General features: G+C 32.3%; 30 protein-coding genes. 8 read left to right on the plus strand and 22 right to left on the minus strand.

Annotated elements, in window-relative coordinates:
* Positions 1–10: 10 nt before the first annotated feature.
* The gene (locus tag LQ617_RS12305; RefSeq protein WP_049320382.1) at positions 11–172 is read right to left on the minus strand and encodes an SE1561 family protein; all 162 of its coding nucleotides are present in this window, start codon (positions 170–172) and stop codon (positions 11–13) included.
* A gap of 136 nt (positions 173–308) precedes the next feature.
* On the opposite strand from LQ617_RS12305, the gene yfkAB reads away from it, so the two are divergent.
* On the plus strand, positions 309–1436 hold the full coding sequence (gene yfkAB, locus LQ617_RS12310) for a radical SAM/CxCxxxxC motif protein YfkAB (protein ID WP_204188921.1): 1128 nt from the start codon (positions 309–311) through the stop codon (positions 1434–1436).
* A 49-nt stretch (positions 1437–1485) separates the two neighbouring features.
* Here yfkAB and LQ617_RS12315 read toward each other — a convergent pair whose 3' ends face one another.
* The 4 genes from LQ617_RS12315 to LQ617_RS12330 form a co-directional block, all read right to left on the minus strand.
* Complete coding sequence (locus LQ617_RS12315) at positions 1486–1998, minus strand: acyl-CoA thioesterase (protein WP_037590456.1); 513 nt, start codon at positions 1996–1998, stop codon at positions 1486–1488.
* 72 nt (positions 1999–2070) lie between these two features.
* Entirely contained in the window at positions 2071–2250 is a 180-nt protein-coding gene (locus LQ617_RS12320; RefSeq protein WP_037590455.1) for a hypothetical protein, read from the minus strand.
* A 77-nt stretch (positions 2251–2327) separates the two neighbouring features.
* On the minus strand, positions 2328–3557 hold the full coding sequence (locus LQ617_RS12325; RefSeq protein ID WP_239740482.1) for an aminopeptidase: 1230 nt from the start codon (positions 3555–3557) through the stop codon (positions 2328–2330).
* A gap of 18 nt (positions 3558–3575) precedes the next feature.
* Positions 3576–3779, minus strand: a complete 204-nt coding sequence (locus LQ617_RS12330) for a DUF1128 family protein (protein WP_025905159.1) — start codon at positions 3777–3779, stop codon at positions 3576–3578.
* A 137-nt stretch (positions 3780–3916) separates the two neighbouring features.
* Here LQ617_RS12330 and LQ617_RS12335 point away from each other — a divergent pair, with 137 nt between their 5' ends.
* From LQ617_RS12335 to LQ617_RS12350, 4 genes are all read left to right on the plus strand, one after another.
* Positions 3917–4282, plus strand: coding sequence for a PH domain-containing protein (locus LQ617_RS12335; protein WP_025905158.1), 366 nt, complete (start codon positions 3917–3919; stop codon positions 4280–4282).
* 162 nt (positions 4283–4444) lie between these two features.
* On the plus strand, positions 4445–4744 hold the full coding sequence (locus LQ617_RS12340; protein ID WP_025905157.1) for a YtxH domain-containing protein: 300 nt from the start codon (positions 4445–4447) through the stop codon (positions 4742–4744).
* Between the two features lie 72 nt (positions 4745–4816).
* Complete coding sequence (locus LQ617_RS12345) at positions 4817–5884, plus strand: YihY/virulence factor BrkB family protein (protein WP_239740483.1); 1068 nt, start codon at positions 4817–4819, stop codon at positions 5882–5884.
* On the plus strand, positions 5868–6437 hold the full coding sequence (locus tag LQ617_RS12350; protein ID WP_239740484.1) for a beta-class carbonic anhydrase: 570 nt from the start codon (positions 5868–5870) through the stop codon (positions 6435–6437). The genes LQ617_RS12345 and LQ617_RS12350 overlap by 17 nt, the downstream gene beginning before the upstream one ends.
* A 39-nt stretch (positions 6438–6476) precedes the next feature.
* On the opposite strand, the gene LQ617_RS12355 is transcribed toward LQ617_RS12350, so the two are convergent.
* From LQ617_RS12355 to map, 5 genes are all read right to left on the minus strand, one after another.
* Positions 6477–7106, minus strand: a complete 630-nt coding sequence (locus LQ617_RS12355; protein WP_025905154.1) for a response regulator transcription factor — start codon at positions 7104–7106, stop codon at positions 6477–6479.
* On the minus strand, positions 7096–8139 hold the full coding sequence (locus tag LQ617_RS12360) for a sensor histidine kinase (RefSeq protein ID WP_037590451.1): 1044 nt from the start codon (positions 8137–8139) through the stop codon (positions 7096–7098). Before LQ617_RS12360 ends, LQ617_RS12355 begins: the two co-directional genes overlap by 11 nt.
* Positions 8136–8846: a cell wall-active antibiotics response protein LiaF gene (gene liaF / locus LQ617_RS12365; RefSeq protein ID WP_025905152.1), complete on the minus strand. Its 711-nt coding sequence runs from the start codon at positions 8844–8846 to the stop codon at positions 8136–8138. The genes LQ617_RS12360 and liaF overlap by 4 nt, the downstream gene beginning before the upstream one ends.
* 15 nt (positions 8847–8861) lie before the next feature.
* Entirely contained in the window at positions 8862–9272 is a 411-nt protein-coding gene (locus tag LQ617_RS12370; protein ID WP_224658943.1) for a hypothetical protein, read from the minus strand.
* 145 nt (positions 9273–9417) lie between these two features.
* Complete coding sequence (gene map / locus LQ617_RS12375) at positions 9418–10173, minus strand: type I methionyl aminopeptidase (protein ID WP_025905150.1); 756 nt, start codon at positions 10171–10173, stop codon at positions 9418–9420.
* Positions 10174–10270: 97 nt separating this feature from the next.
* On the opposite strand from map, the gene LQ617_RS12380 reads away from it, so the two are divergent.
* Positions 10271–11266 (plus strand): FUSC family protein, encoded by a 996-nt coding sequence (locus LQ617_RS12380; RefSeq protein ID WP_037590449.1) that lies wholly within the window; start codon positions 10271–10273, stop codon positions 11264–11266.
* A gap of 512 nt (positions 11267–11778) precedes the next feature.
* On the opposite strand, the gene gatD is transcribed toward LQ617_RS12380, so the two are convergent.
* On the minus strand, positions 11779–12501 hold the full coding sequence (gatD, locus tag LQ617_RS12385) for a lipid II isoglutaminyl synthase subunit GatD (RefSeq protein WP_239740485.1): 723 nt from the start codon (positions 12499–12501) through the stop codon (positions 11779–11781).
* Positions 12501–13811 (minus strand): lipid II isoglutaminyl synthase subunit MurT, encoded by a 1311-nt coding sequence (gene murT, locus LQ617_RS12390; protein ID WP_239740486.1) that lies wholly within the window; start codon positions 13809–13811, stop codon positions 12501–12503. The genes gatD and murT overlap by 1 nt, the downstream gene beginning before the upstream one ends.
* Before the next feature lie 146 nt (positions 13812–13957).
* Between murT and LQ617_RS12395 the strand changes: the two genes are divergently transcribed.
* Positions 13958–14464, plus strand: coding sequence for a ferritin (locus LQ617_RS12395; protein ID WP_025905146.1), 507 nt, complete (start codon positions 13958–13960; stop codon positions 14462–14464).
* A 143-nt stretch (positions 14465–14607) separates the two neighbouring features.
* Entirely contained in the window at positions 14608–15162 is a 555-nt protein-coding gene (locus tag LQ617_RS12400; protein WP_126477100.1) for a 3'-5' exonuclease, read from the plus strand.
* 52 nt (positions 15163–15214) lie between these two features.
* Here the strand turns inward: LQ617_RS12400 and LQ617_RS12405 are convergent, their stop codons facing one another.
* The 10 genes from LQ617_RS12405 to gatC all read right to left on the minus strand — a co-directional run bounded on the left by LQ617_RS12405 (position 15215) and on the right by gatC (position 26362).
* On the minus strand, positions 15215–15430 hold the full coding sequence (locus LQ617_RS12405; RefSeq protein ID WP_025905144.1) for a hypothetical protein: 216 nt from the start codon (positions 15428–15430) through the stop codon (positions 15215–15217).
* A gap of 118 nt (positions 15431–15548) precedes the next feature.
* Positions 15549–16616 (minus strand): DNA polymerase IV, encoded by a 1068-nt coding sequence (gene dinB, locus LQ617_RS12410; RefSeq protein WP_204168608.1) that lies wholly within the window; start codon positions 16614–16616, stop codon positions 15549–15551.
* Between the two features lie 69 nt (positions 16617–16685).
* The gene (locus LQ617_RS12415) at positions 16686–17231 is read right to left on the minus strand and encodes a DUF3267 domain-containing protein (protein ID WP_037590444.1); all 546 of its coding nucleotides are present in this window, start codon (positions 17229–17231) and stop codon (positions 16686–16688) included.
* 95 nt (positions 17232–17326) lie between these two features.
* Complete coding sequence (locus LQ617_RS12420) at positions 17327–18451, minus strand: PQQ-dependent sugar dehydrogenase (protein ID WP_239740487.1); 1125 nt, start codon at positions 18449–18451, stop codon at positions 17327–17329.
* A gap of 236 nt (positions 18452–18687) precedes the next feature.
* Positions 18688–20061: a 23S rRNA (uracil(1939)-C(5))-methyltransferase RlmD gene (rlmD, locus tag LQ617_RS12425; protein WP_239740488.1), complete on the minus strand. Its 1374-nt coding sequence runs from the start codon at positions 20059–20061 to the stop codon at positions 18688–18690.
* 60 nt (positions 20062–20121) lie between these two features.
* A complete protein-coding gene (locus tag LQ617_RS12430) occupies positions 20122–21087 on the minus strand; it encodes a diacylglycerol kinase (protein ID WP_025905139.1) in 966 nt (321 codons plus the stop codon).
* A 71-nt stretch (positions 21088–21158) separates the two neighbouring features.
* The gene (locus LQ617_RS12435; protein WP_191835826.1) at positions 21159–22610 is read right to left on the minus strand and encodes a helicase HerA-like domain-containing protein; all 1452 of its coding nucleotides are present in this window, start codon (positions 22608–22610) and stop codon (positions 21159–21161) included.
* 548 nt (positions 22611–23158) lie between these two features.
* The gene (gene gatB / locus LQ617_RS12440; protein ID WP_037590579.1) at positions 23159–24586 is read right to left on the minus strand and encodes an Asp-tRNA(Asn)/Glu-tRNA(Gln) amidotransferase subunit GatB; all 1428 of its coding nucleotides are present in this window, start codon (positions 24584–24586) and stop codon (positions 23159–23161) included.
* 6 nt (positions 24587–24592) lie between these two features.
* On the minus strand, positions 24593–26059 hold the full coding sequence (gatA, locus tag LQ617_RS12445; RefSeq protein WP_025905136.1) for an Asp-tRNA(Asn)/Glu-tRNA(Gln) amidotransferase subunit GatA: 1467 nt from the start codon (positions 26057–26059) through the stop codon (positions 24593–24595).
* Positions 26060–26062: 3 nt separating this feature from the next.
* A complete protein-coding gene (gene gatC / locus LQ617_RS12450; RefSeq protein ID WP_025905135.1) occupies positions 26063–26362 on the minus strand; it encodes an Asp-tRNA(Asn)/Glu-tRNA(Gln) amidotransferase subunit GatC in 300 nt (99 codons plus the stop codon).
* Positions 26363–26489: the final 127 nt, after the last annotated feature.

Below are 26489 nucleotides of genomic sequence, written 5' to 3' on the forward strand. Positions count from 1 at the left end.
ATGATCACCATTAATCATGCATAGCTTGAACTTTTTTCTCAAGTTCATCAAGCAAAGCAATCCATTCATCTACATCAGATACTTCCATATCTTCAGGATTCATTGCTTCCATTTCATCTAAAAAGTCTGATAACCTTTGTTTGATTTCATTAAGTGATGTTTTTTTACTCATTTTAATACTCCTTTATTTTTAATAATATTATTATGAATGATAACAAGTATAAAAACAATCATAAATCAGTATTGGAAAATTTGATAACAAATGTTACGCTCATAGATAGGAAAAAAATCAGAAAGAAGGATATATCATGATATACGACTTGAAAAGTCCTATTTCAATAAAAAACGACCCGTGGGAAGCCTATAACGATATAGATGAACATGGTTCATTACAACTGAGTAATATAGAATTTACAACGACTACACTCTGTAACATGCGTTGTGCACATTGTGCAGTAGGTTATACGTTGCAATTACGAGACCCTGACACGTTACCGATGGATTTAATTTTAAAGAGACTTGATGAAGTTCCTCACTTAAAAACTATCTCTATTACTGGCGGAGAACCAATGTTCAGTAAAAAATCAATTCGAGAAACTGTCGTTCCTTTATTAAAATATGCACACAAAAGAGGCATTTACACGCAAATGAATTCTAATTTAACGTTACCACTTGATCGTTATTTAGAAATTGCTGAGTATATAGATGTTATGCATATCTCACACAACTGGGGAACAATCGATGAATTCAGTGAAGTTGGTTTCCATGTGATGGACAAGAAACCACCTTTAAAAGCAAGATATCGTCTATACGAACAAATGGTTCAAAACTCTGCCACACTATCAGAACAAGGTATGTTTGTATCTGCTGAAACGATGTTAAATAAAAGTACGAAACCTTATTTACAAAAAATCCATAATGAAATTGTTCATGATATGAAATGTAGTCGTCATGAAATACATCCTATGTACCCTTCTGACTTTGCGAGTCAGTTAAATATTATGAGTTTAGATGAAATGAAAGATACTATTCATGAAATTTTAGACTTTAGAGATGAAGATACTTGGATGTTATTTGGAACGTTACCTTTTTACCCTTGTTTCATGAATGAATCAGACCAAAACTTATTATCTAGATTAAAATCATCTAAAAATGTAAGTTTAAGAAATGATCCAGATGGAAGAAGCAGATTAAACGTAAATGTATTTTCTGGAGATGTGATTGTTACAGACTTCGGCGATGAAACGGGATCTATCGCAAATATTAAACAAGATAAACTTGAAGATGTATATCAAACATGGATGAATTCATCTTTAGCAAAATCACTTAACTGTCACTGTCCTAAAGTGAGATGTTTAGGTCCAAATCTACTCGTAAAAGATATGTACTATAAAGATGTTGACTTTAAAGCAAACGAATTAAGAATGAATCAATAATATAATAAAGGGCTAGGATAACGATTGTTGTCCTAGCCCTTTATTTAAATTAGATATATAGTTTTGTAGACATGAAGTCTAATGTTTTCTTGCTTTCTTTTCTTCTTTCTTGGCGTAGTTTCACTCTATCTTGCGCACTTTCATAGAACCATTTTTCATCATCTGTTTCAGGATAGATTGCTGGAACTTCTGCTTTGTTCCCTTCTTTATCTAAAGCAACAAATGTTAAAAAGCTATACGCTGCTAAATGTTTCTTTTGATTAATATTGTCTTCACTAATGACTTTTACACAGATCTCCATAGATGATTTACCTGCATAAGTGACAAATGAAACTAACGATATCACTTCACCCGTTCCGATTGGTTGTAAGAAATCTACTGAATCTGTAGATGCTGTTACAACTGAATTCCCACTATGTCTCATCGCTGCGATTGCTGCGATTTCATCAATTTCCGCCATTAATTTACCACCGAACATCGTATTGTGGTGATTTGTGTCCTCTGGAAATATTTGAATGGATTTTACACTTCTTGATTCTTTCATTGGTTTCTTCGTTTTCATATTATAACCCCGTTCGATATTTGCTATTTTTATTGAAAAAAATAGCCAGGTTTCCCTGGCTATACATTGTTATTAATGATAATGTTCCTCATCATCAAAGACTTTCTTCTCTAGTGCTTCTTCAGCAGTATCAATTCGTACAGACTCTCTACTATCGAATGTTTGAACAAGATACATCATTAATGCGCCGCCAAATGCAAAAATTGCGAACACAAATGCGATCATTACACTCCATTCCATTGGTGTACTCATGATATCCCCTCCTTTGAATGGCTATAAAGACTTTATTTATCTTTATTATACATGATGTATTCTTAAATGGCTATCTTTTAAAATGCCCAATTACCATCTCTAAATACTGGTTCTTTCTCACCATTTTCTAAAATGCCATCAATTGATAAATCTTTGCTACCAATCATAAAGTCAACATGTGTTGTTGAATCATTCAAACCATTTTCAGCTAACTGTTCAGCTGACATATCTTTCCCGCCTTCAATACAAAATGCATAAGCTGAACCTAATGCAATGTGACAAGAAGCATTTTCATCAAATAATGTATTATAGAATAACGTGTTCATGTTAGAAATTGGTGAATCAACAGGTACTAATGCTACCTCACCAAGTCGTTTTGAACCTTCATCTGTTTCTAGAATCGATTTCAAAATTTCTTCACCAACACCGGCTTTGTAGTCTACTACTTCACCATCTTTAAATGTTAAAGTAAAGTCATCAATAATATTACCTGAATAGCTTAAAGGTAATGTATTACTTACTGTTCCGTTAACACCATTTTTATGAGGTGCAGTAAATACTTCTTCAGTAGGCATATTCGCTACAAAGCTGTTGCCTTTTGAGTTTACAGAACTTGCACCAGACCAATATTGACCGTTTGGTAATTCAATTGTTAAGTCAGTACCTTCTGATTTGTAATGTAATGCTTTATATTTTTTGTTATTTAAATAATCCGCTTTTTCATGTAATAAGTGATCATGTTCTTCCCAAGCTTTCACTGGGTCTTCTTGATCAACTCGTACTGTTTTTAAAATTGTTTCAAGCAATTTATTGACCGCTTCATCATCACTTAATTCAGGGAACATCATTTTAGCCCAACCTACTGATGGATATGAAGCTACACACCAACTCATGCGATCACTTTGAACAGCAACCATATAGTCTTTAAATGCTTTCCCGTTTGCTGCCATAGCTTTGCGAATTTTATTAGGATCTGCATCTTTCAAACTATCTGGACTAGATGAAACAATTGATAAGAATGCTGCTTTTCTATCTAAATAATCCATTTTTTCATCAATATCATATTGTTTAACATTCTCAAAAAATGCTTCAGGTTCGTATTGATATTTAAGCTGTGCAATTCTATCATCTTTGTAACTAACTTTTACATCTTCTGCCCCTATTTTGTATGCTTCCTCAACAACTAAATGTACAAATTCACTTGCATCAATTGAAGCTTGAATATATACAGGTTCTTTTTCCTGAACATTCAAACCAACTTTCACTAATAACTCTGCATATTTTTGAAGCTGTTTTTCATAACCCATTTGTTTAACCACCTTTGTTTATTTTCTAAGGTCACCTAAAGCTTGTGTAATAGCTGTCATTTCACTAGCTGAAATGTTTTTTCTAGACATGACCATAGTATGTATTTCTTTCAATTCTTCTTTCTTTTCTTCAGGTATTGCATCTTTATTCAATACACTTGTATTTACTAATCGTAGCTTGCCTTTTAAATCATCTACCATTTGTTCTATTGATTCAGTCATATTTTTTATCATCCTTTCAAAATTTAGTTTAGCAAAAAGTAATTATAATTAAAACTATCAAACTTATATATTCACTTTACAATTTATATGAATATTTTATACAATAAACATGAATTATAAGGTGAGGAGTGATTCTAGTGGCTGTTCAAGATATACTTTCGTGGACGCTTTTCGAACAAGTTGCAGTACCAGATAATATTTCGCAATACCTCGTTGATGGCGAAGAAGCTTATAGTGCTTTTAAGACATTTAGAGATACTGCAGTATTTACAAACAAACGAATTATCATTCGCGATATGCAAGGTATCACCGGTAAGAAAATAGAAACTTACTCTATACCTTATAACATTATACTGATGTGGTCTACTGAGAATGCTGGTAAACTACTTGATTTAAACGGTGAAATCACATTATGGACGAGAGCTGGGCATTTTAAAATTAAAATAGGCAGAAATTTAGATATTATGCCTTTTGAAAAGCTATTGTCTAATGCACTATTATAAACTACAATTGTGTTTATATCTCTAAATTTATGGGAATAAACAACATTAGTGATATTTATAACATATATTAACGCCTATATTCTCTAATTTGAGATTCATATGTGATATGATATGTAGGTCAATGTTAATTTAAAGTTATATTCTTGAAAGGGGAAAAACATTATGCAAAACAAATTAGTTCCTGCTATTTTAATAGGTGGTACAATTGGCGCAATTATTGCATTAGCTGATAAAAATACTCGCCAATCGTTATCAAACCAAGTGCAAAACATTAAAGAAGGCAACACTTCAAGAGAACCTTCTAAATTAGATCAAATTAAAGATGAAGTTCTATACTGGAAAGATGTAATCGAAGAAATTCGTCGTAAAAATCCAGAATTAGAGCAATCAATTATGGATGCTAAAGATACATTCATTGAGAAAAAGAATCAAAGACAAATCTCAGGTTCAAACCATTCATAATTTATATTAAAGACTAGGCTTATTCATCTAACCTAGTCTTTTTTAACATCATATTAAATTAGGAGAGTTTATATGGGAAATGATAAATCGAGCTCAAAATTTTTAGAACAAGCTAAAAACTTTAAAGACGAACAAAAAAAGTCTATTAAGAAAGAATATTATATTCCACCACAAAAATTTGAATCTAAGACAGCAAAGAAAGATAATCAAATATTTTATGTATCAAAGATTAATAAGCCAGCTAAATTTACGAAAGACGGTAATATTTTATCAACTTTAATTTACAGAATCGGTAAGGATAATGCTACAGGACTTGCAGCACAGCTTTCATACTATTTCTTACTTGCGTTATTCCCTACTCTAATATTTGTGTTAACGTTGATACCGTTATTCCAAGTCAATCCTGATACAATTACAAATATGATATCAGAAAATGCACCTGGCGATACAGCAAAGTTAATTACTGGCATAATTGATGACGTTATGAATAATGCTAGTGGTGGCTTATTCTCATTCGGTTTAATCGCAGCATTATGGTCTGCATCAAATGGTATGACTGCTTTAATGAACGCATTTAATGTCGCTTATGATGTTGAAGATGGAAGAAATGCTATCATACTTAAAATCATGAGTGTCTTCTTCACAGTTATTATGGTTGTTGTATTCGGTATTGCGATAGCACTACCTATATTTGGTCAACAAATCGGCAATTTATTATTTGGTCCTTTAGGATTAGAATCTGAATTACGTTGGATATTTAGTTTAATAAAAGTCGTACTACCATTAATTGTGACGTTTATCGTGTTCATCACACTTTATACACTCGCACCAAACATCAAAATTAAATTATTATCAGTTGTTCCTGGTGCAGCCTTTACAACAATTGCATGGTTAGGTTCAAGTGCATTATTTGGTGTATATGTAAATAATTTTGCTAACTACTCTAAGACATATGGTAGTATCGGAGGTATTATCGTATTGATGATTTGGTTATTCTTAACTGGATTAATTATTATCATCGGTGCAGAAATAAACGCAGTACTACATCAGAAGAAAATGCTTAAAAATGGATCACCAGAAGAACAAACATTTAATAATTTAACAGAAAACGGTGATATGACTAATGCCTCTATTGAATGATATTTTAGAATATAATGCAGCTTTTATAGAAAATAAGGAATATGAAAATCTTATAACAACAAAGACACCTAACGCTAAAGCAGTATTACTCACGTGTATGGATACGCGACTAACAGAACTTTCTACACGTGCATTAGGCTTTAAAAATGGCGATATCAAAGTTGTTAAAAATGCTGGCGCAACAATTTCTCATCCATATGGTTCTACAATGCGTAGTTTATTAGTAGCCATTTATGCACTTGGCGCTGAAGAAATCATTATCATGGGTCATAAAGACTGTGGTATGGGGAATTTAGATGTTGATTCAGTAATAGATACAATGAAAAGTCGTGGTATCACAGATGATACACTAAATACAATCGAACATTCAGGTATTAATATTCATCAATTCTTAAGAGGATTTGATGATGTAACTGAAAATGTTCAAACAAATATACGAAAAGTATATAACCATCCATTATTTGATCAATCTGTTCCGATACATGGACTCGTAATTGATCCACATAATGGTGATTTAGAAGTTATACAAAATGGATATGAATTTACTAAATAAAAGAAGTTGAGCTCCTTTCTGGAAGCTCAACTTCTTTTATTATGATATTAAATTATGTTGAAAGGCGTATATAACAGCCTGTGTTCTATCTTGTACTTCTAATTTACTTAATATATTACTAACGTGTGTTTTAACTGTCTTAATCGTAATATGTGAGGCACTTGCTATTTCTTGGTTTGAATAACCTTTAGCGATTAATAATAATATTTCCATTTCACGTTCAGTCAACATTTCGAATAATTCAGCTTTCTGGTTCATTCTATTTCTCATTTTTACAAGTACTTCTGGTTCAAAAATAGACTCTTTGTTGTACGTCTTACGTATCGCATTTGCGATATCATCTGCAGAAGTCGTCTTTAATATATAACTATCAACACCTGCATCTAAAGCTTGGTAGACTTCATTATCTTCAATGAAACTTGTTAACATGACGATTTTAACACTTGGTTGATGCTTCTTTATATGTTGTGTTGCTTCTATACCATTCATATCATCCATCACTAAATCCATTAAAATGACATCGGGTTCTAATTCTTCAGCTTTTTCAATACCTTCTCTTCCTGATGCTGCTTCCCCTATGACGGAAATATCTTCTTGTGTAGATAAATAACTAGAGATTCCGATTCGAACCATTTCATGATCATCTACAAATAATACTCTAATTGTCATATTGTTCCTCCTTATTATTTGGTACCTTAACTTCAATACGCGTTCCCGATTCAGGCATTGAAATAATATTGAGAGTGGCTCCAATTTCTAATGCACGTTCGTTCATAGTATTTAGCCCATAACTCTGTGGATCTCTTTTAGATGTGTCAAAACCTACACCATCATCTTGTATACGTAATATAACATAATCATTCGTATCTATTAACTCTATTGAAACTTTTGTACCTTTAGAATGACGTAACGTATTAGATATGGCTTCTTGAGTTATACGGAACAGATGGTCTTCCGTACCTTTGGCTATTTCTATATCTTCTATATCATAAACAACTTTCATTGGTATTTTTTGTTTCAAGTCGACTACTAAATCTTTAATACCTTCACCAAGGGATTTATTTTTTAATCCTAAAGGTCTTAAATGTAATAATAAAGCGCGCATTTCTAATTGCGAATCTTGTATCATTTTTTCTAATAAGTCTACTTGTTTAGCTAATGGCTCTTTTAATTCTGATGATTTAATTGCAGATAACATCATACTTGCCGCAAATAATTGCTGACTTACAGAGTCATGTAATTCTCTTGCTAATCTTTGTCGCTCGTCTTCTATGATTTTTTTAACGACAGAATCTTGCATTTGATACGATTCATTAATTATTTGTTGAGACTTTAATCTCAACGTGTATAGTTCTTCATGCAACGGAATTAATGTTTGATAAATTTCTAAAGTTTCTTTGTGCAAATCAATTTCATGGTGATTCACACCTAACATTTCTCCTTGAAAAGATCTTTCGATTTGTTCTTTAATCCAATGGTGCTGTTGATTAATTTTGTAAGCTACTGCAGTCCCTATTATGATACATAGTAAAATCACTACAATATTAATAAACAGGAATGCTGGTACACCTAATATTTGTGTGTAAAATAAACCTTGAAAATATATAATATTAATAAAAATTCGATCTAAGAAAAATAAAATGCCGACAATTGTATAAACAAGAATAAGCATTGAACCTATAATTCTCGTGTAGTTATTCATCGATAAATCACCTCAACATCTCCCATAAATGTTGAGAAGAATATATTAACTTTAAATGAATTTTTATGACTATTTTCCTCATAATGTACCGTTTCATTTTTTACTCTGTACACTTGATCATTCATATATAATCTGCCATATAAAGCAGTTATATGTACATGTACATGGTAATTATAAGGAACAATAATTTGCGTCTTTCCAATATACTGTCTCACGACAATAACATTATGCTCAGATAAATTAGCAGCTAAAGATAAATCTAATTCAATATCTCCAATTGCTTGTTGAATTTGTATATCTTCCCATTTATAAATATAGTGTGGTGTCTTTTGTGGTGAGAACCATCGCTGTTTTATAAATGATTCGTTAATATTTTCATTGGACGTTTGATCGACATGTTCTACTCTTAATGGTTTCTTACGATATAGAAGATATCTAATAACTAAAAATACTAAGAATAAAAATAAAATGGCAAGCATGTATGGATTAGAAAGTAATGCATAAATCATTAAAATGGCGCCTATCCAAAATATAATTAATCCCCGTAATTTATGAAAATATAAATACCCTACATATATAAATATCGTACCCATTACAACAACGAGTAATAAGCCAATTTTCTCAAAGAAAATATAGTAAATGTTTGATAACAAAATCAATACAGATAATACGATCAACAATTCCGTTGATATAAATTTATTCTTCAACATACCACTCCTTTTTTAGAGAAGTGAATTCATCTGAGTAAGCATCGTACGCTCAGCTATCGTATCAGCAATTTTATCTAAAGTACTTTTCATAGCTTCGTCAATTTTCGCTAATTCACTTTCTAACATATTAATTTGCTTTTGTAACCATTGTAAATCATGATCTTCTAATTTTTTAGCACATTTAATTTTAAAATCTTCAATCTTGTCCATATACTTATTGTCTAATTCTAAAGTATATTTATCAATTAATTTACTTAATTGACAACGTTTTTGTTCAAGATACGTTAAGTACTGCTTCATAGCTTTAATTTTAACATCTAAGCGCTTAGCACATGTATCTAAACTTTCATAATACGAAACAAGAATTAATTGCTTTAGTTGATCTGAAACAACATTAAACATAGAATCACCTACTTCTGTCATATTAGACTCTATTATAAAATGTTATTTCAATTCTAAAAATGGACCTAGGATTGAATTTTCAATAGGACCTTAGTCTTAGAAAAATAAAAAGGAGTAGTATAGAATCTTGTATGTTTAATCAATTCTATCCACTCCTCTTATATTTTTAGTCTTCTAATTTAGTTAATAATAATGGTCCTTCTTTAGTTACAACAATTGTGTGCTCAATTTGAGCGACGAAACTTTTATCTTTCGTTTCAAATGCCCAATCATTTTTACCGTCGCTAACGATTGTTGCATTTGATGAGATAAATGGTTCTACTGCAAGTACCATACCTTCTTTAAGCAATTGTTTTTCTAATGGATCATAATAGTTCATAACATGTTGTGGTGAATCGTGTAATGAACGTCCTACACCATGACCAGTTAAGTTTTTAATAACTTTTAAGCCATTTTTACGTGCTGTTGCATTTACTGCTCTACCAATTTGAGATAATTTAGCACCTGGCTTAACTTTCTTCATTGCTTCTTCAAAAGCCATAGCTGCTACATCTACTACTAATTGTTTTTTCGGATCATCTGCATTACCAACAACAAATGAAATACCTGTATCTGCATAATAGCCATTTTTACGAGCAGAAACGTCTATATTTACAAGATCGCCTTCGTTAATCACACGTTTACCAGGTATACCGTGCGCAACCTCTTCATTTACACTTATACATGTGTAACCAGGAAAATCATACTCTGCAATAGGTGCTGATTCTGCTTCTAACTCTTCAAATCTTTCCTTTGCTATGTTATCTAATTCTTTAGTTGTAATTCCGGGTTTAGTTGCTTCTTTTAACTCATCACGAATTATTGCACAAATTTTACCTATTTCTTTTAGGCCTTCAAGTTCTTCATTGTTTTGAATTATCATTTAAATCCCGTTCTTTCTTTTAAAATTTTTTTGTCGTTTATCATTATATCAGAAAATGCATGTTATACTATAAAAAAATGATTTCGGAGTTTTGAATATGAAAGAAAATTGGTTATCTCGAATTATCGGTGCAAGAATTATTAAAACTGGATTAGCAACTTTTTTAACTGCTTTAATATGTATGTCTTTAAATTTAAATCCTATATTTGCGGTTATCACATCTATTGTGACAATTGAACCTACAGCTAAAGCATCCTTAAAGAAAGCATTTGTTAGGTTCCCCGCTTCTATACTCGGTGCATTTATAGCCGTTATTAGTACATACTTCTTTGGAGAATCACCTTTAAGTTATTCATTAGCAGCAACCGTCACAATTTTAGTTTGTTATAAGCTTAAATTATTTGATGGTATGTTAGTAGCTGCCATTACAGCTGTTGCAATGGTTCCTGTTATCCATGAAGCATTTGTATATAATTTCGTATCACGATTAGCGACGACTACAATTGGACTTGCAACAGCAGGCATCGTCAATTTTATTATTTTGCCACCTAAATATATAAATCAAATAGAAGACATCAATCATAAAATGGATCAAAGTATTTTAGAAATATACATATCTAGACTTAAAGAACTCTTACTAGGTGAATATGAATCTGCCCTATCCATGAAAAAAGTATCAACATTACAACAACAAGCCACTAAAATTGAACAACTTATCAAATACCAAAAAGAAGAATACGATTACCATAGAGCAAAGAAAGAATCTAAATCTCATATTAGAAAAGTCGAAATGAAATATCACATTAACCGACTACTAAACGCCCATTTACTAAACTTAGTATATTTACCTGAGAATACACACATCGTCTTTACCGAAAAAGAACGCACAGCAATCTCAAATTTCATCAAATCCTATGAACATTTAATAAAAGCAAATGAATATAAAAAACAAAAAAATGCAGCATCCACATTAAAAAATAGTGTTAAAGGACTGAACGAATTTGATGAAAACCAAATCAAAAGTCACATTATTTATGAAATACTCATGATTAATAAAATTTTAAACGATAGATATTCAAGATTAACAAAATAACTAAGATAAAACATACAAAAGCGGCTGAGACAATAATTTATGTCCCAGCCGCTTTTTATTTATTAATGATGTAAGTTTATTTCCTCTTTAACTCACATGTTTTACGATCTTGTGAGTTTACTGCCTCTTTAACTCACATGTTTTACGATCTTGTGAGTTTACTGCCTCTTTAACTCACATCTTTTGCGATCTTGTGTGTTTACTACTCCTTTAACTCACATCTTTTTCGATCTCGTGAGTTTACTGCCTCTTTAACTCACATCTTTTGCAATCTCATGTGTTTATTGCCTCTTTAACTCACATCTTTTTCAATCTTGTGAGTTTATTGCCTCTTTAACTCGCATCTTTTGCAATCTTGTGTGTTTACTGCCTCTTTAACTCACATCTTTTTCAATCTTGTGAGTTTACTGCCTCTTTAACTCACATCTTTTTCAATCTTGTGAGTTTACTGCCTCTTTAACTCACATGTTTTGCGATCTCGTGAGTTTACTACTCCTTTAACTCACATCTTATTATTTTGCTTTTAACAATCGTTTAATAATAGCTTGTTTTGCCGCTTCTTCAACTGTATTGTCTAGTTGTTCTGGTTCGAATGTTATACCTTTTCGGATACAAGCTTGTTTTAATAAGTAATCCGTGATTTCGTGGTTTTTAGGTAATATTGGTCCATGTAAATATGTCCCTAATAAATTCTTATAATGGATACCCTCTTTCTTATCCGTATCATTGTTACCATAACCATCAACGACTTTACCTAATGTAGGATATTCGTGATATGTTCTACCACCATGATTCTCGAAACCGACAATTTGTCCAAATGTTTCTGATTCAATTACAATATCTCCTATTAGACGGTCTTTCTTAGATTCTGTAAAAATATCAAGAATGTTTAAACCTTCTAATCTTGTTCCGTCTGGTGTTACATATTCAGATCCTAAAAATTGATAGCCTCCACATATTGTTAAGGTTGGCATGCCGTCTTCAATTGCGTCTTTAAGTTGTGTTTTAATTTTCTTTAATTGTTCTGTTGCTAAACTTTGTTCTCTATCACTTCCACCGCCAATAAAGAAAATGTCACAATCATCTAAACTTAATTGATCAGTATCTGTTATATCTATTACTTCTACTTCTATATTACGCCATTTCGCACGTTGTTTCAGTGCAATGATATTGCCAATATCGCCGTATAAATTTAATTTATCTGGCATAAAATGAAATATTTTTATTGATGACATTACGCTTCCTCCTTGAAGGCTTTATTCAATGTTCGATGCATTGGTGATAAAGATGTATAGTTTGGAATTGCAACTGTAAACTGATTGTATGTCATTGATAGTTCCGTTGCCTTTTCTATTGAATGTTCTATAATAACTTCCGCTTCAACTTCAGCATATTTCAGTCTTAATGTTAATTCTTCAGCTCTTTGTCCTGTACAGATGATGGTTTTGATATTCTGTCTAGATAATTTTTCAAAGTCTGCATCATAAATCCATGAAATATCTCTTCCATCTGCGCCGTTATCATTCAAACTGATTAAATAAACTTTTTCTCCATCAATTTGTTCACCAACAGATAAACTTGCATTAAGACCTGCAGGGTTTTTAGCTAAGTTAATAAGCGCTTCTTTTTTACTATTTCTATAGTATTGCATACGCCCATTATCAGAAGTATATGTTTCAAATCCAGCTTTAATAGATTGATCATTTAAACCTAATTCTCTTAATACTGAATAAGCTGCAATGACATTAAATACATTAAAATCACCAGCAATCTTCATATCAAAATGAGCATCATTTAAGCCTACATGTATAAATGGTTCTTGTTTAAATGCTGTCACTTCATATTGTGGAGTCGCTCTGTTGAATCCACATTCACATGTATAATGACCAATTTGATTGTAATGAATATGACTATAATTTAATAATCTACCACAATTAGGGCAATATTTACTTTCTACCATTGTACTCTGTTCAAAGTCGTGTATCCCTTTTTGCATACCATAATAAACAATGTCATCACTTGCTATTTTTAATCGACTAACGAAAGGATCATCTGCATTCAGTAATAGTTTGATCCCTTTATCTTTGATTGAGTTGGCAATGTTATCTACCATCGTATCGATTTCACCAAATCTATCCATTTGGTCTCTAAAGAAGTTTGTCACTACCATCATAGAAGGTGTCATTTCTTTTAACACTCTTGGTATAGAACCCTCATCTATTTCTATAACAGCAATTTTAGTATTTTTATTAGATTGAACAATAAAGCTTGAAGTAATCCCAGCTGCCATATTGGCACCTTCAGTATTATGTATAATTTCAATATTGTTCTTCTTTAATGTATAACCTATTAAGTTCGATGTCGTCGTTTTACCGTTCGTACCACTAATCATCACGATTTCATCTACTTCATTTGCTAACTTTCTTAAAATAAGCGGGTCTATTTTTCGAGCTATTTGTCCCGGAAGATCCGTACCTTGTTTACCTACTTTTCTACTAGCATATCGAGCTAGCTTTGCTATATTTTTCGCAACATACTTCTTCATACGTTACCTCCTTGTTCTGTCACATCATTATACCACGTTCAAAAGCTTTAAAAAAAGTGTTTAACTGTATCAAATCATTGGTTTCATTTTGTTGTTATTGTATAATAAAAATGTAAGTTAAAATTATTATAGAAGGGAAGATTTCTATGTTATCTAAAAACATTTTAGATGCTTTAAACAATCAGTTGAATCATGAATTTTACGCAGCACATGCATATATGGCAATGGCAGCTTATTGTGCAGATAAGAGTTACGATGGATTTGCAAACTTCTATATTCAACAAGCTAAAGAAGAACGTTTCCATGGTATGAAAATATATGACTATATTAACGATCGTGGTGAAAAAGCTATTTTCACAGCTTTAGATGCACCTAAGACTGAATTCAGTTCTTTATTAGAGACATTTAAAGATGGATTAGCTCAAGAACAAGATGTTACACGTCGATTCTATAATTTATCTGAAATTGCTAAAGAAGAAAAAGACTTTGCAACAATTTCATTCTTAAACTGGTTCTTGGATGAACAAGTTGAAGAAGAATCTATGTTTGAAACACATATTGACTACTTAGAAAGAATTCAAGAAGACAATAACGCATTATTTATCTATGAAAAAGATTTAGCTTCTCGTCACTTCGATGAAGATGCTGAATAATTTATAGTCTTACAATACTTAAATGAAGACCATCTCCGTGAGCTATTCATGGCAGATGGTCTTTATTCATTCTATCTACATACCATCATCATTTACATTATTCCAACAAATGTTTATAATAACTTTCTAAAGGAAGTGATGGCATGTCTTCATTTGTAGCACTTGATTTTGAAACAGCAAATGGAAGTCCGGAAAGTATTTGCTCTGTCGGAATGGTCAAAGTAATTGATCATCAAATTACAGAAACATTTTATACATTAGTGAATCCCGAAGATTATTTTTCAAATATAAATATTAAAATTCATAAAATTAAACCTTCTGATGTGACAAATTCACCTACTTTCGATGTCGTGTTTCCATATATGATGGATTTCATCGGTACACTACCAGTTGTAGCACATAATGCTAAATTTGATATGACTGTATTATTTAAATCTCTCATTAAACACCAAATCGAAATTCCTGAATTAACGTATTTTTGTTCATGTATATTAGCTAGAAAAACAGTCAACAACCATAGATATGGACTTGCGCCAATGATGGATTATTATAATATTGATTTTAAAGGTCACCATCATGCGTTAAATGATGCTAAAGCATGTGCGATCATTACGTATCGATTGTTAAAACATTACCCAGACTTAGATGCTGTATTAGATATTTACGGCAAAACATTAACCGATAAAAAATATGTATAAATAAAAAGCTTCTAGGATATCATGACGCATCCTAGAAGCTTTTATTTTTTATTTACTCTTTGTGTTGGAATTCTTTTTTTATGTCTCTTTTTAAACTCGCTTTATTAACAGGTCTTTCTAATTTTCTATCAACCCAGAATAATAATATTGCTATCGCAATAATACCTAGTAATTTGATAATATCGAATGTACCTGTTTCAATGGAACTTTTAATAAATAAAATGATTAATAATACTGTAATTGCAATAATTGAAAATTTAAATTTCATATCAATCTCTACTTTCTTATTATAAGTATTAATAAATACCCACTTCTCATTTAGTCGAAACGCGCATTCAACAATATTCAGAATACTAAGGATACATGATGATATCAAGTAAATCGGTTTAAATAAAATCATATATCGTTAAATTGCGATACGTTCTCGAAACTAAATTTCCGATAGATACACCTACTAAACGTATAGAAGTCTCGGGGTCTTTTAATGAATTATATAAATCATATGCTATATTATATATTTCAACTTCGTCATAGACTGGTGTATGACTACTTGTTTGTTTAGATAATGTTTCAAAGTTATGTGTCTTAAGTTTAACTGTTATCGTTCGTCCTGCTAGTTCATGTTTATCAGCTCTATTGGCAACTTCCGTACTCAATTTTCTAATTGTATTGAGTATGAAGTCATCATCATTTTGATCTGTTTCAAAAGTTGTTTCTCGACCGATTGATTTTCTAACACGTGTTGGTTTCACTGGAGAATGATCAATACCGCGTACTTTATTATAAAAGCTTACACCACGTTTACCGAATAATTGAATCAATTCCATTTGGTCATATTCATATAAATCTTTACCACTATTGATTCCCAATGATTTCATCTTTTCTTCGGTTACTTTTCCAATACCCGCGAAATCTCCTATCGGCAACGACATCAACAAATCATGTACATTTTCATAATCTATTACAGTCCGACCACTCGGTTTATTCATACCGCTAGCGAGCTTTGCTAAAAATTTATTATAAGAAACGCCTGCTGAAGATGTAAGATGCGTCTTATCATAAATATCTCGTTGAATATATTGTGCAATCGTTGACGCAGGTAAGTCTTTTCTCACAAGTTCAGTAACGTCTAAATAAGCTTCATCTAACGATAATGGTTCAACAATATCTGTATAACTTTTAAAAATTGCCATTATATCATTCGACACTTCTCGATAATAATTAATTCTTGGGCGTACATAATAACCATCCGGACAAAGTTGATGTGCTTGAGCCATGGGCATAGCTGAATGAACACCAAATTTACGAGCTTCATAACTAGCTGTCGAAACAACCCCTCTACCTGAAGCACGTCCACCTATAATCACTGGTTTTCCTTTTAATTTTGGATTATCTCTTATTTCTACTTGAGCAAAGAAAGCATCCATATCAATGTGAATGATTCGCCGTTCCATTCTAAACACCTCTACAAAAAAATAGGAAGTTGGTTGCCCAAATTCCTATATATTATATCAAAAATCTTTTTAACTTGTTGATTGAACGTCTTTATTATCCGTAAATAAATTAATGCCTACTTCTGTATCTTCTACATAATTCATCTGTTTATTACTATAAATCACTTGCGCCATGTAAAAATCACCGATACATGCAGCACCATGAAAAGCAAATACATAAATAATAGAAGTGACTTGAAGCCATAATAATACAATTAATAATCCTATACTAATTAAAACAAATGGTGCTAATAATATGATATAAAATTGTTTTCTTGTAAAAATAGCATTTGGCATCGTTGCATAAAACATGCCTTTCATATATCCATATTTAACTTTTCCCTTTGGGTTAAATATTTTAAAACAAATACCGTGTATTAACTCATGGATAAACACTAATATAATTAAACCAACTAACCCGACTATAATATTTCTTACAAAGCCTTCTTCATAAATATATATAATATTCGCAATTAACTTAAAACTAATTAATATTAATGAAAGAAATAAAACAAATTGTAAAAGTGCTAACCTTTTTAATACAGATATATTGTTAACTAAGTCAATTTTAAGCATACAATACCCCCGTGAAACCATTTCTTAATAACCTTTACATAATGATTATAAAATATAAATTCAATTTATACTAATGATTTTATGCTCGGTTTGAATTATGAATTTAATTGACTTAGTGAAACTTTATACATCTTATCATCGTTTTTAGATGGATTACCTCTACCATCTGTATTGTTACTTACAAAATATAAATCATCATTTACAATGTAAACATCTCTAATTCTTCCATATTTAGTCGCCACTTTTTTCATTTCATCTTTTTCGACATCAAATTTCATAATACCTTCTCCACGCAATGCAGCTGAATAAATGATACCGTCTTTAAATGCTATGCCTGAAGGTGCCCATGTATCGTCTGATCCTGAAGTAAATATCGGTGTTTCCATATTATTATTTTCTTCATTACCTTCAATCACTGGCCAACCATAATTATGACCTTCTTTAATCTCATTTATTTCATCATTAGCCTGATTACCATGTTCACTCGCATACATCTTTCCATCAGGGGTCCATACAATTCCTTGTGGATTTCTGTGACCATAACTATAAACATATGAATTAGACATCGGATTATCTTTAGGCTTACTACCATCAAGATTAATTCTTAAAATTTTACCACCTAAAGTATCTTTATCTTGTGCATTTTGTTCGTCTGAAGCATCTCCAGTTGTCGCGTACAATTTATCATCCGGTCCAATTTTCAACCGACCACCATGATGATATTGACCACTCGGTATTTTATCAATTAATACCTCTTCTTCTTTCCACGTATCATTTTCTAATTTTAATTTTACGATACGATTAAACTGGCCATTATCTTCATATGTGTAATACGCATATGCTTCTTGAGAATCTTTAAAATCAGGTGCAAGAACGAATCCTAATAAACCCGCTTCAGCAGCAGTAGAAACTTCCTTCTCTAAATCCACTTGTTGCTCAGTCTTTTTGTTGCCATCGATTTTAATAATTTTGCCAGGGCGTTCTGATAAATAAAACACATCATCTGATTTCACAATACTCCACGGTGTATCTAAACCTTGAGCTACCGTTTCAATACCTTTAGTTTCTTTACGTCCTTGGTTGTCATCTGACTGACTCTGTTCATGTTCCATTTCATTCTGAGTTTGCTTACCTTTATCTTCAGTTTCATCACGCGAATCATTACCACAAGCAGATAAAATAAAACTAGCCGAAATCGCACTAATCATTAGTCGCTTCATAAACAACCCTCCTTACATTATTTATACAGTTGTAAACACTTTCACACAAACATAACGCTCAAAGGGAGCGGGACAGAAATCTAATTTGTATAAAAAGATTTCGTAGTCCCGCCCCGGCAAGGATGACTAGAGTTGAAAAAAGCTTGCTACAAGCGCATTTTCAATTCAGTCAGCTACTGCCTAGATACTAAAAGAGACTGAGACATTCCATTATGTCCCAATCTCCTTAGTAAATTCTATTCTGTTATTTTTTCGATTAAAGCTACTGTTTCGACGTGTGTTGTATGTGGAAACATATCCACTGGTGTGATTTCTTTTAGTTGATAACCGCTATTTTTCAACAATTCTACATCTCTCACCTGTGTTGCAGGGTTACATGAGATATATACGATTCTTTTTGGTGATAATTCGATTAATGTTTCAATAAATGTTTGATCGCATCCTTTTCTTGGTGGATCGACCATTACAACTTCTGGTTTAATACCTTCTTGTTGCCATTTTAAGATGATCTCTTCTGCTTTTCCTGCTTCCCATGTCGCGTTGTCTATATGGTTGATTTGCGCATTTTCTTTTGCGTTTTCTATAGCTTGTTCTACGACTTCCACGCCATAAACGTGTTTTGCTTTTTGTGACATGTATGAACCGATTGTCCCAATACCACAATACGCATCTATGACTGTTTCTTCTCCATCTAATTGTGCATATTCTAGTGCTTTATGATAAAGTTTTTCTGTTTGTGTTGGATTGATTTGATAGAAAGAAGTGTCGGATATTTTAAATTCATATTCAGAAAGTTTATCTGTAATTGTATCTTTCCCGTATAAAGTATGTGACGTATGTCCCATAATAACATTTGATTTTTCTAAATTAATATTATGTTTAATGCTGACCACATTTTCAAATTCTGTTTGTATAAAATCAATTATTTTATTTTTATGGCTAAGTTGTTTACTATTCGTCACGAATATAACCATTGTTTCTCCAGTATAATAACCAGTTCTCAAGATGATATGTCTTAATTCACCTTTATGTTTTTGTTCATTATAAATACTGATTTTTGTTTCATCTAGAAGTTGCTTAAGTTTCTTCATAATTAAATCATGCTTTTCGTCTTGAATCATACAATGATCTATATTCACGATATCGTGACTTCTTTGTCTATAGAATCCTAGTTCAATTTCACCAGATTTATTTTTCCCGACTGGTATTTGTGATTTATTACGATAATGCCAAGGATTCTCCATACCAACTGTATCGTGAATAATTGTATCTTCAAAATGTGATTTTCTCTTGAATAGATTAATCACTTGTTCTTTTTTCATTTCTAATTGCGCTGTGTAACTTAAATGTTGAAGTTGACATCCACCACAAACTTTATAATATTCACATGGTGGTTCAATTCTGTCCTTTGATGCTTCTTCAATGGAGATTAATTTACCAATAGCAAATTGCTTTTTCACTTTGATGACTTTAAATGAAATGGTTTCATCTTTAATTGCATTTGGTACGAAAATTGGATAACGATCGAATTTTACAACACCATGCCCTTCATGTGTAAAATCGATAACCTCTCCAGTATATATTTCATTCTTATTTACGACTCCTGCCATATTAACTCCCTCTTTCACGATAAACATAGAAAAAAGGGACAAAATAATGTCCCTATGTATTTATTCTTCTGTTTGTTCTTCGTGTAGTCTTTCTCGTTCTCTTTCTACTGTTTCAATTCCGTGCTCTCTCTTAACCCTCTCAAGTTTAGAAAAGACTTGTATATGTTGTTTTAAGTTTAAGAAATTAGCAGGTAATACGCCACCAAATTCACCATCAACATTTAATTGAATTTGCTCAAATGATGAGACATTAATTGTTTTAGCTTTAGTGTAATGAACTTTCGGATGATTGATATGATCACCTCTAGAAGCCAATGTCATAATATGTCCAAGTTCTGCTATATTCACTTTTTCTAATATAAGCAAAGTAAAATTACCATCATTAATATCAGCATCTGGTACAAGCTTTTCAAAGCCACCTATTGAATTCGTTAAGCCAATTAAAAACATCATCGCTTCGCCTTGGAATACATTACCATCATATTCGATACGTATATCAGTCGCTTTAATTTGTGGTAACATCTCTAAGCCTTTAATGTAATAAGCGAGTGGTCCAACCATTGTTTTCAATTTACTTGGCGCTTCATAAGAAACTTCTGTTATTTTACCGCCACCAGCAATATTAATAAAATAGCGATTGTTCATTTTACCAACATCTACAGGTACAAGATCGCCTTTAATGATTGTATCTACAGCTTCCATTATATTGTTTGGAATAAGAAGTGCTCTACCAAAATCGTTAACTGTCCCCATAGGAATTAACCCTAGTTTAGGTCGCTTCTTTGCTTCTGCTATACCATTGATAACTTCATTTAAAGTACCATCTCCACCAGCAGCAATGATTACATCATAATCATATTTTAGAGCTTCCCTAGCAGCATGTGTCGCATCTCCAGCACTTGTTGTAGCATGAGCGCTTGTCTCATAACCAGCCTGTTCTAACTTAATTAATACATCAGGTAATGCTCTTTTAAATAATTCTCTTCCTGATGTTGGGTTGTAAATGATTCTAGCTTTTTTCTTCATTATGATCCCTCTTGTATATTCTTATATCTTTATATTAAAGCATATACTAAATATAAGAAAGCAAAAAATAATTAACGTCTTTTCGTTCCAAATATATTACGTACGATTTCTCTACCAATTTGTCTTCCAACTGTTGATAAGAATTTAGATGTTTCTTTTTGGAATTGTGAAGGTTTTTCTTTCTTCTTGGATGTTGTTTCTTTCTTAGTTGACGTTGATTTCTTAGTTTTTGGTTCTTCTTCAGGTTGCTTTTCAATCTTATTTTGTAACATTTCATATGCACTTTCACGATCAAATGTTTCTTTATACGTTTCATTTAATGGTGCATTATCAATTAAATCTTTTTTAACAGATTCATCGATTACACCAATTTTACTTTCAGGCGGACGAATAAATGCACGTTCAACAACATTAGGTTGGCCTTCATCATTTAAGAATGAAATCAACGCTTCCCCAGTTTTCAATTCTCCGATTACTTGAGCAGTATCGAAACTTTCATTTTGACGGAAAGTTTGTGCAGCACTTTTAATCGCTTTTTGATCTTTAGGTGTGTAACTTCTAAGTGCATGCTGTACTCTATTACCGAGTTGTCCAAGCACTGATTCTGGAATATCAATCGGATTTTGAGTTACGAAATAAATACCTACACCTTTAGAACGGATTAAACGTACAACTTGTTCAACTTTTTCAATTAACTCTTTAGAACTATCATTAAATAAAAGGTGGGCTTCATCAAAGAAGAAGACAATTTTTGGTTTTTCAGGATCGCCTACTTCTGGAAGACTTTCAAATAGCTCCGATAATAACCATAATAAGAATGTTGCATATAATTTAGGCTTTTGATATAAAACAGATGCATCAAGTACATTAATCATACCTCTGCCTGATTCATCAAACTTAATAAAATCTTCTAATTGTAACGCAGGTTCTCCGAAGAATGTTTCAGCACCTTCAGATTCTAATCTTAATAATGCACGCTGAATTGCACCAATAGACGCAGAAGAAATATTACCGTATTTTTCAGCATACTCTGCTCTATTTTCATTAATTTCTTTTAAAAGCGCTTTAAAATCTTTCATATCAATCAGAAGCAGACCACTTTCATCAGCAACTTTAAATACAATATCTAATACACCTAATTGAGTATTATTTAAATCTAATAATTTACCGATTAATAGCGGACCCATTTCTGTGATCGTTGTACGAACAGGTACGCCCGTTTTTTGAAATACATCAAACAACGTTACAGGAAAAGCATTATTTTTGTAATCATCAATTTTCATCATATCAATACGTTCTTGAATCTTATCATTGATAGAGCCAGCCTCTGCAATACTTGATATGTCCCCTTTAACATCTGACATAAAGACTGGAACACCAGCTTTAGAAAATTGTTCAGCCAATACTTTTAAAGTAATTGTTTTACCAGTACCAGTAGCACCAGCAATCAAACCATGTCTATTAGCTTGACCTAATTCTAAATTGATTTCATTTTCATTTTTAGCTATTTTAATTTGCGTCATATGTAATTACGCCTCCATCGTCATTATGATTTAATACTATTGTACTTCAACACACCAACCATGCAAGTAATTAGATATAGAATTTGCAATTTAATAAGATTAAGAATTAATGGTGGCGTACCATTCATAATTCTGAATTGTGGTAGTTATGTGGGCGCTAACTTCCATTATTTCGAATTCTGGTAGTTAGAACGCTGTTACTTCCATTATTCTGAATTCTGGTAATTAGGTGGGCGCTCTCTTACGGACATTTCTCAGAATTCTGTCCCTAACAGCACCTCTTACGGACATTTCTCGGAATTCTGTCCTTAACACCACCTCTTACGGACATTTCTCAGAATTCTGTCCCTAACAGCACCTCTTACGGACACTTCTCGGAATTCTGTCCCTAACAACGCCTCTTACGGACCCTTCTCTGAATTCTGTCCCTAACAGCACCTCTTACGGACACTTCTCAGAATTCTGTCCCTAACAGCCGTGCCACCAACTCATTCAAAAAAATCTCGTCACGAGTACTTCACTCTGTGACGAGATTTTCATTATATTTATTATCTTTTTTCTAATTCTGATTTTAGTAATTGGTTGACGATTTGTGGGTTTGCTTGGCCTTTTGAAATTTTCATAATCTGACCTACTAAGAAGCCCATCGCTTTGCCTTTACCATTTTTAAAGTCTTCTACTGATTGTGGATTGTTGTCTAATGCTTCTGTAACAAATCCTAATAGTGTTGCTTCATCAGATATTTGTACAAGACCTTTGTCTTTCATAATTTGATGTGCGTCTCCACCGTTTTCAGCTAATTCAGGGAATACTTTCTTAGCAATTTTACTACTCATTGTACCATCTTCAATAAGTTTAATCATACCTGCTAAGTTTTCTGGAGTTAATGCAGTATCTTGTAATTCGATTTGATTTTTATTTAAGTATTCATTAACGCCACCCATTAACCAGTTAGATGTTAACTTAACGTCTGCACCATGTTCAATTGCTGCTTCAAAGAAATCTGACATTTCTTTAGTTAATGTTAATACATGTGCATCATAAGCTGGTAATCCTAATTCATTAACATAACGTTCTTTACGTACGTCTGGTAAATCTGGGATTGTTTGACGTACACGTTCTTTCCACTCATCATCAACGTATAATGGTACTAAGTCTGGCTCTGGGAAGTAACGATAGTCATCTGAACCTTCTTTAACACGCATTAAAATTGTTTCGCCAGTTGATTCGTTGAAACGACGTGTTTCTTGTAAAATTTCTCCACCAGCTAATAATACTTCTGCTTGGCGTTTTTCTTCATGTTCAAGACCTTTACGTACATAGTTAAATGAGTTTAAGTTTTTAAGCTCTGCTTTTGTACCGAATTCTTCTTGACCATATGGGCGTAATGAAATGTTGGCATCACAACGTAATGAACCTTCTTCCATTTTACAATCTGATACGCCTGTATATTGAATAATTGCACGTAATTTTTCTAAGTATGCATATGCTTCTTTAGGAGAACGAATATCAGGTTCAGAAACAATTTCGATTAAAGGTGTTCCTTGACGGTTTAAATCAACTAAAGAATATCCATCTTTATGTGTTAATTTCCCTGCATCTTCTTCCATGTGTAAACGTGTGATACCAATACGTTTAGTTTCTCCATCTACTTCAATATCAATCCAACCATTTTCACCAATTGGTTGATCGAATTGAGAAATTTGATAAGCTTTTGGATTATCTGGGTAGAAATAGTTTTTTCTATCAAATTTAGATTCTTTCGCAATATCCATATTTAATGCCATTGCTGCACGCATAGCCCAATCAACAGCTGTCTTGTTTACAACTGGTAATACGCCTGGATATGCTAAGTCAATAACGTTTGTATTTGTATTAGGTTCCGCACCGAAATGAGCGGGTGATGGTGAAAACATTTTTGATTCTGTTTTTAATTCGACGTGAACTTCTAAGCCGATAATTGTTTCAAAATGCATTCAGTTTCACACTCCTTGTAAAGTTTTATAGTCATCATGTAAGTTATATTGTGTTTCATATTGATAAGCAACTTTGTATATCGTTTTTTCATCGAATGGTTTACCAACAATTTGTAAACCAATTGGACGACCATTTGATTTACCACAAGGAATAGAGATTGATGGTACACCTGCTAAGTTAACTGGAATCGTTAAAATATCATTAGCGTACATTGTTAATGGATCATCAATTTGTTCACCAATATTGAATGCTGTCGTTGGTGCAGTTGGTCCTACGATAACATCATAATCTTCAAATACTTTTTCGAAGTCTTGTTTGATTAATGTACGAACTTTTTGAGCTTTTTTGTAGTAAGCATCGTAATAACCTGAACTTAATGCGAACGTTCCAAGCATAATACGACGTTTAACTTCATCTCCAAAGCCTTCACCACGAGATTTTTTGTATAGTTCTTCTAGTGTATTTGCTGATTTTGAATGATAACCATAACGGATACCATCAAATCTTGCTAAGTTAGCTGATGCTTCAGAAGATGCAATGATATAGTAACTTGCTACACCGTATTTAGTATTTGGTAATGATACGCGATCAACTGTAGCACCTAAAGATTCTAAAGTTTTAACCGCTTCATTTACTGAGTTCTTAACTTCTTCAGATACACCAGATCCAATGAATTCTTCTGGTACAGCTACTTTTAAGCCTTTAATATCTTTACCAATTTCAGACGTAAAGTCTACATCTTCAATCGGTGCACTTGTTGAATCTTGTGCGTCATGTCCAGAAATCGTTTCTAAGATTAACGCGTTATCTTTAACACTACGTGTAATAGGTCCAATTTGATCTAATGAAGAAGCAAATGCTACTAGACCAAAACGAGATACACGACCATATGTAGGTTTCATACCAACAACACCACAGTATGATGCTGGTTGACGGATTGAACCACCAGTATCTGAACCTAATGCAAATGGTACTAAGCTTGCTGCAACAGCTGCTGCTGAACCACCTGATGAACCACCTGGTACGGCTTTATGGTCAAATGGATTAACAGTTGTCTTGAAATAAGAGTTCTCATTTGAACCACCCATAGCAAATTCATCCATGTTAAGTTTACCAACTAAAATACCATTTTCAGCATTTAATTTATTCATAACTGTTGATTCATATATAGGAATAAAGCCTTCTAACATTTTACTTGCACATGTAGTTTCTACACCTTCAGTAATAATATTGTCTTTGATACCCATTGGAATACCAAATAACTTACCTTCCATTTTACCTTCAGCTTGTAATTTATCTTGTTCTTCAGCTTTTTTAATTGCTTGTTCTTTATCTAAAGCTAAGAATGCTTTAATATTTGCGTCGTCTGCTTCTATCGCATCAAAAATATCTCTAACAATTTCAGATGGCTTAATTTCATTATTTTTAATCATTTCTGATAAACGTTCAATTGTTTCATAACGAATTGTCATGCTTTAGTCCTCCTCGTTCATAATTGCTGGAACTTTAAATTGCCCCGCTTCTTTTTCTTTCGCATTAAGTAATGCTTGTTCTTGAGGAATTCCTGATTCACTCTTATCTTCTCTTAGAACATTTTGTAAGTCTAATACGTGGAATGTTGGTTCAACATTTTCAGTATCAACTTCATCTAATTGTCCTGCAAAATTTAAGATCTTTTCTAAAGATTGTGTGAATTCATTGACTTCGTCTTGTGAAACTTCAAGTCTAGCTAAATTAGCAACATGTTCAACTTGCTCAGATGTTACCTTCGTCATGTGCGACGCCTCCTTAGTTAATCTAACATCATATAATTTTAACAAATTTTCATATAAAAATCTAAAGTTATTAAAAATTAACTACATGAAAGCGCATACATTGTGTATAATAAATTATCAGAATTTT

Origin of the sequence: Mammaliicoccus sp. P-M59 (assembly GCF_022386135.1) — a bacterium.
GTDB classification, from domain to species: Bacteria; Bacillota; Bacilli; order Staphylococcales; family Staphylococcaceae; genus Mammaliicoccus; species Mammaliicoccus sciuri_A.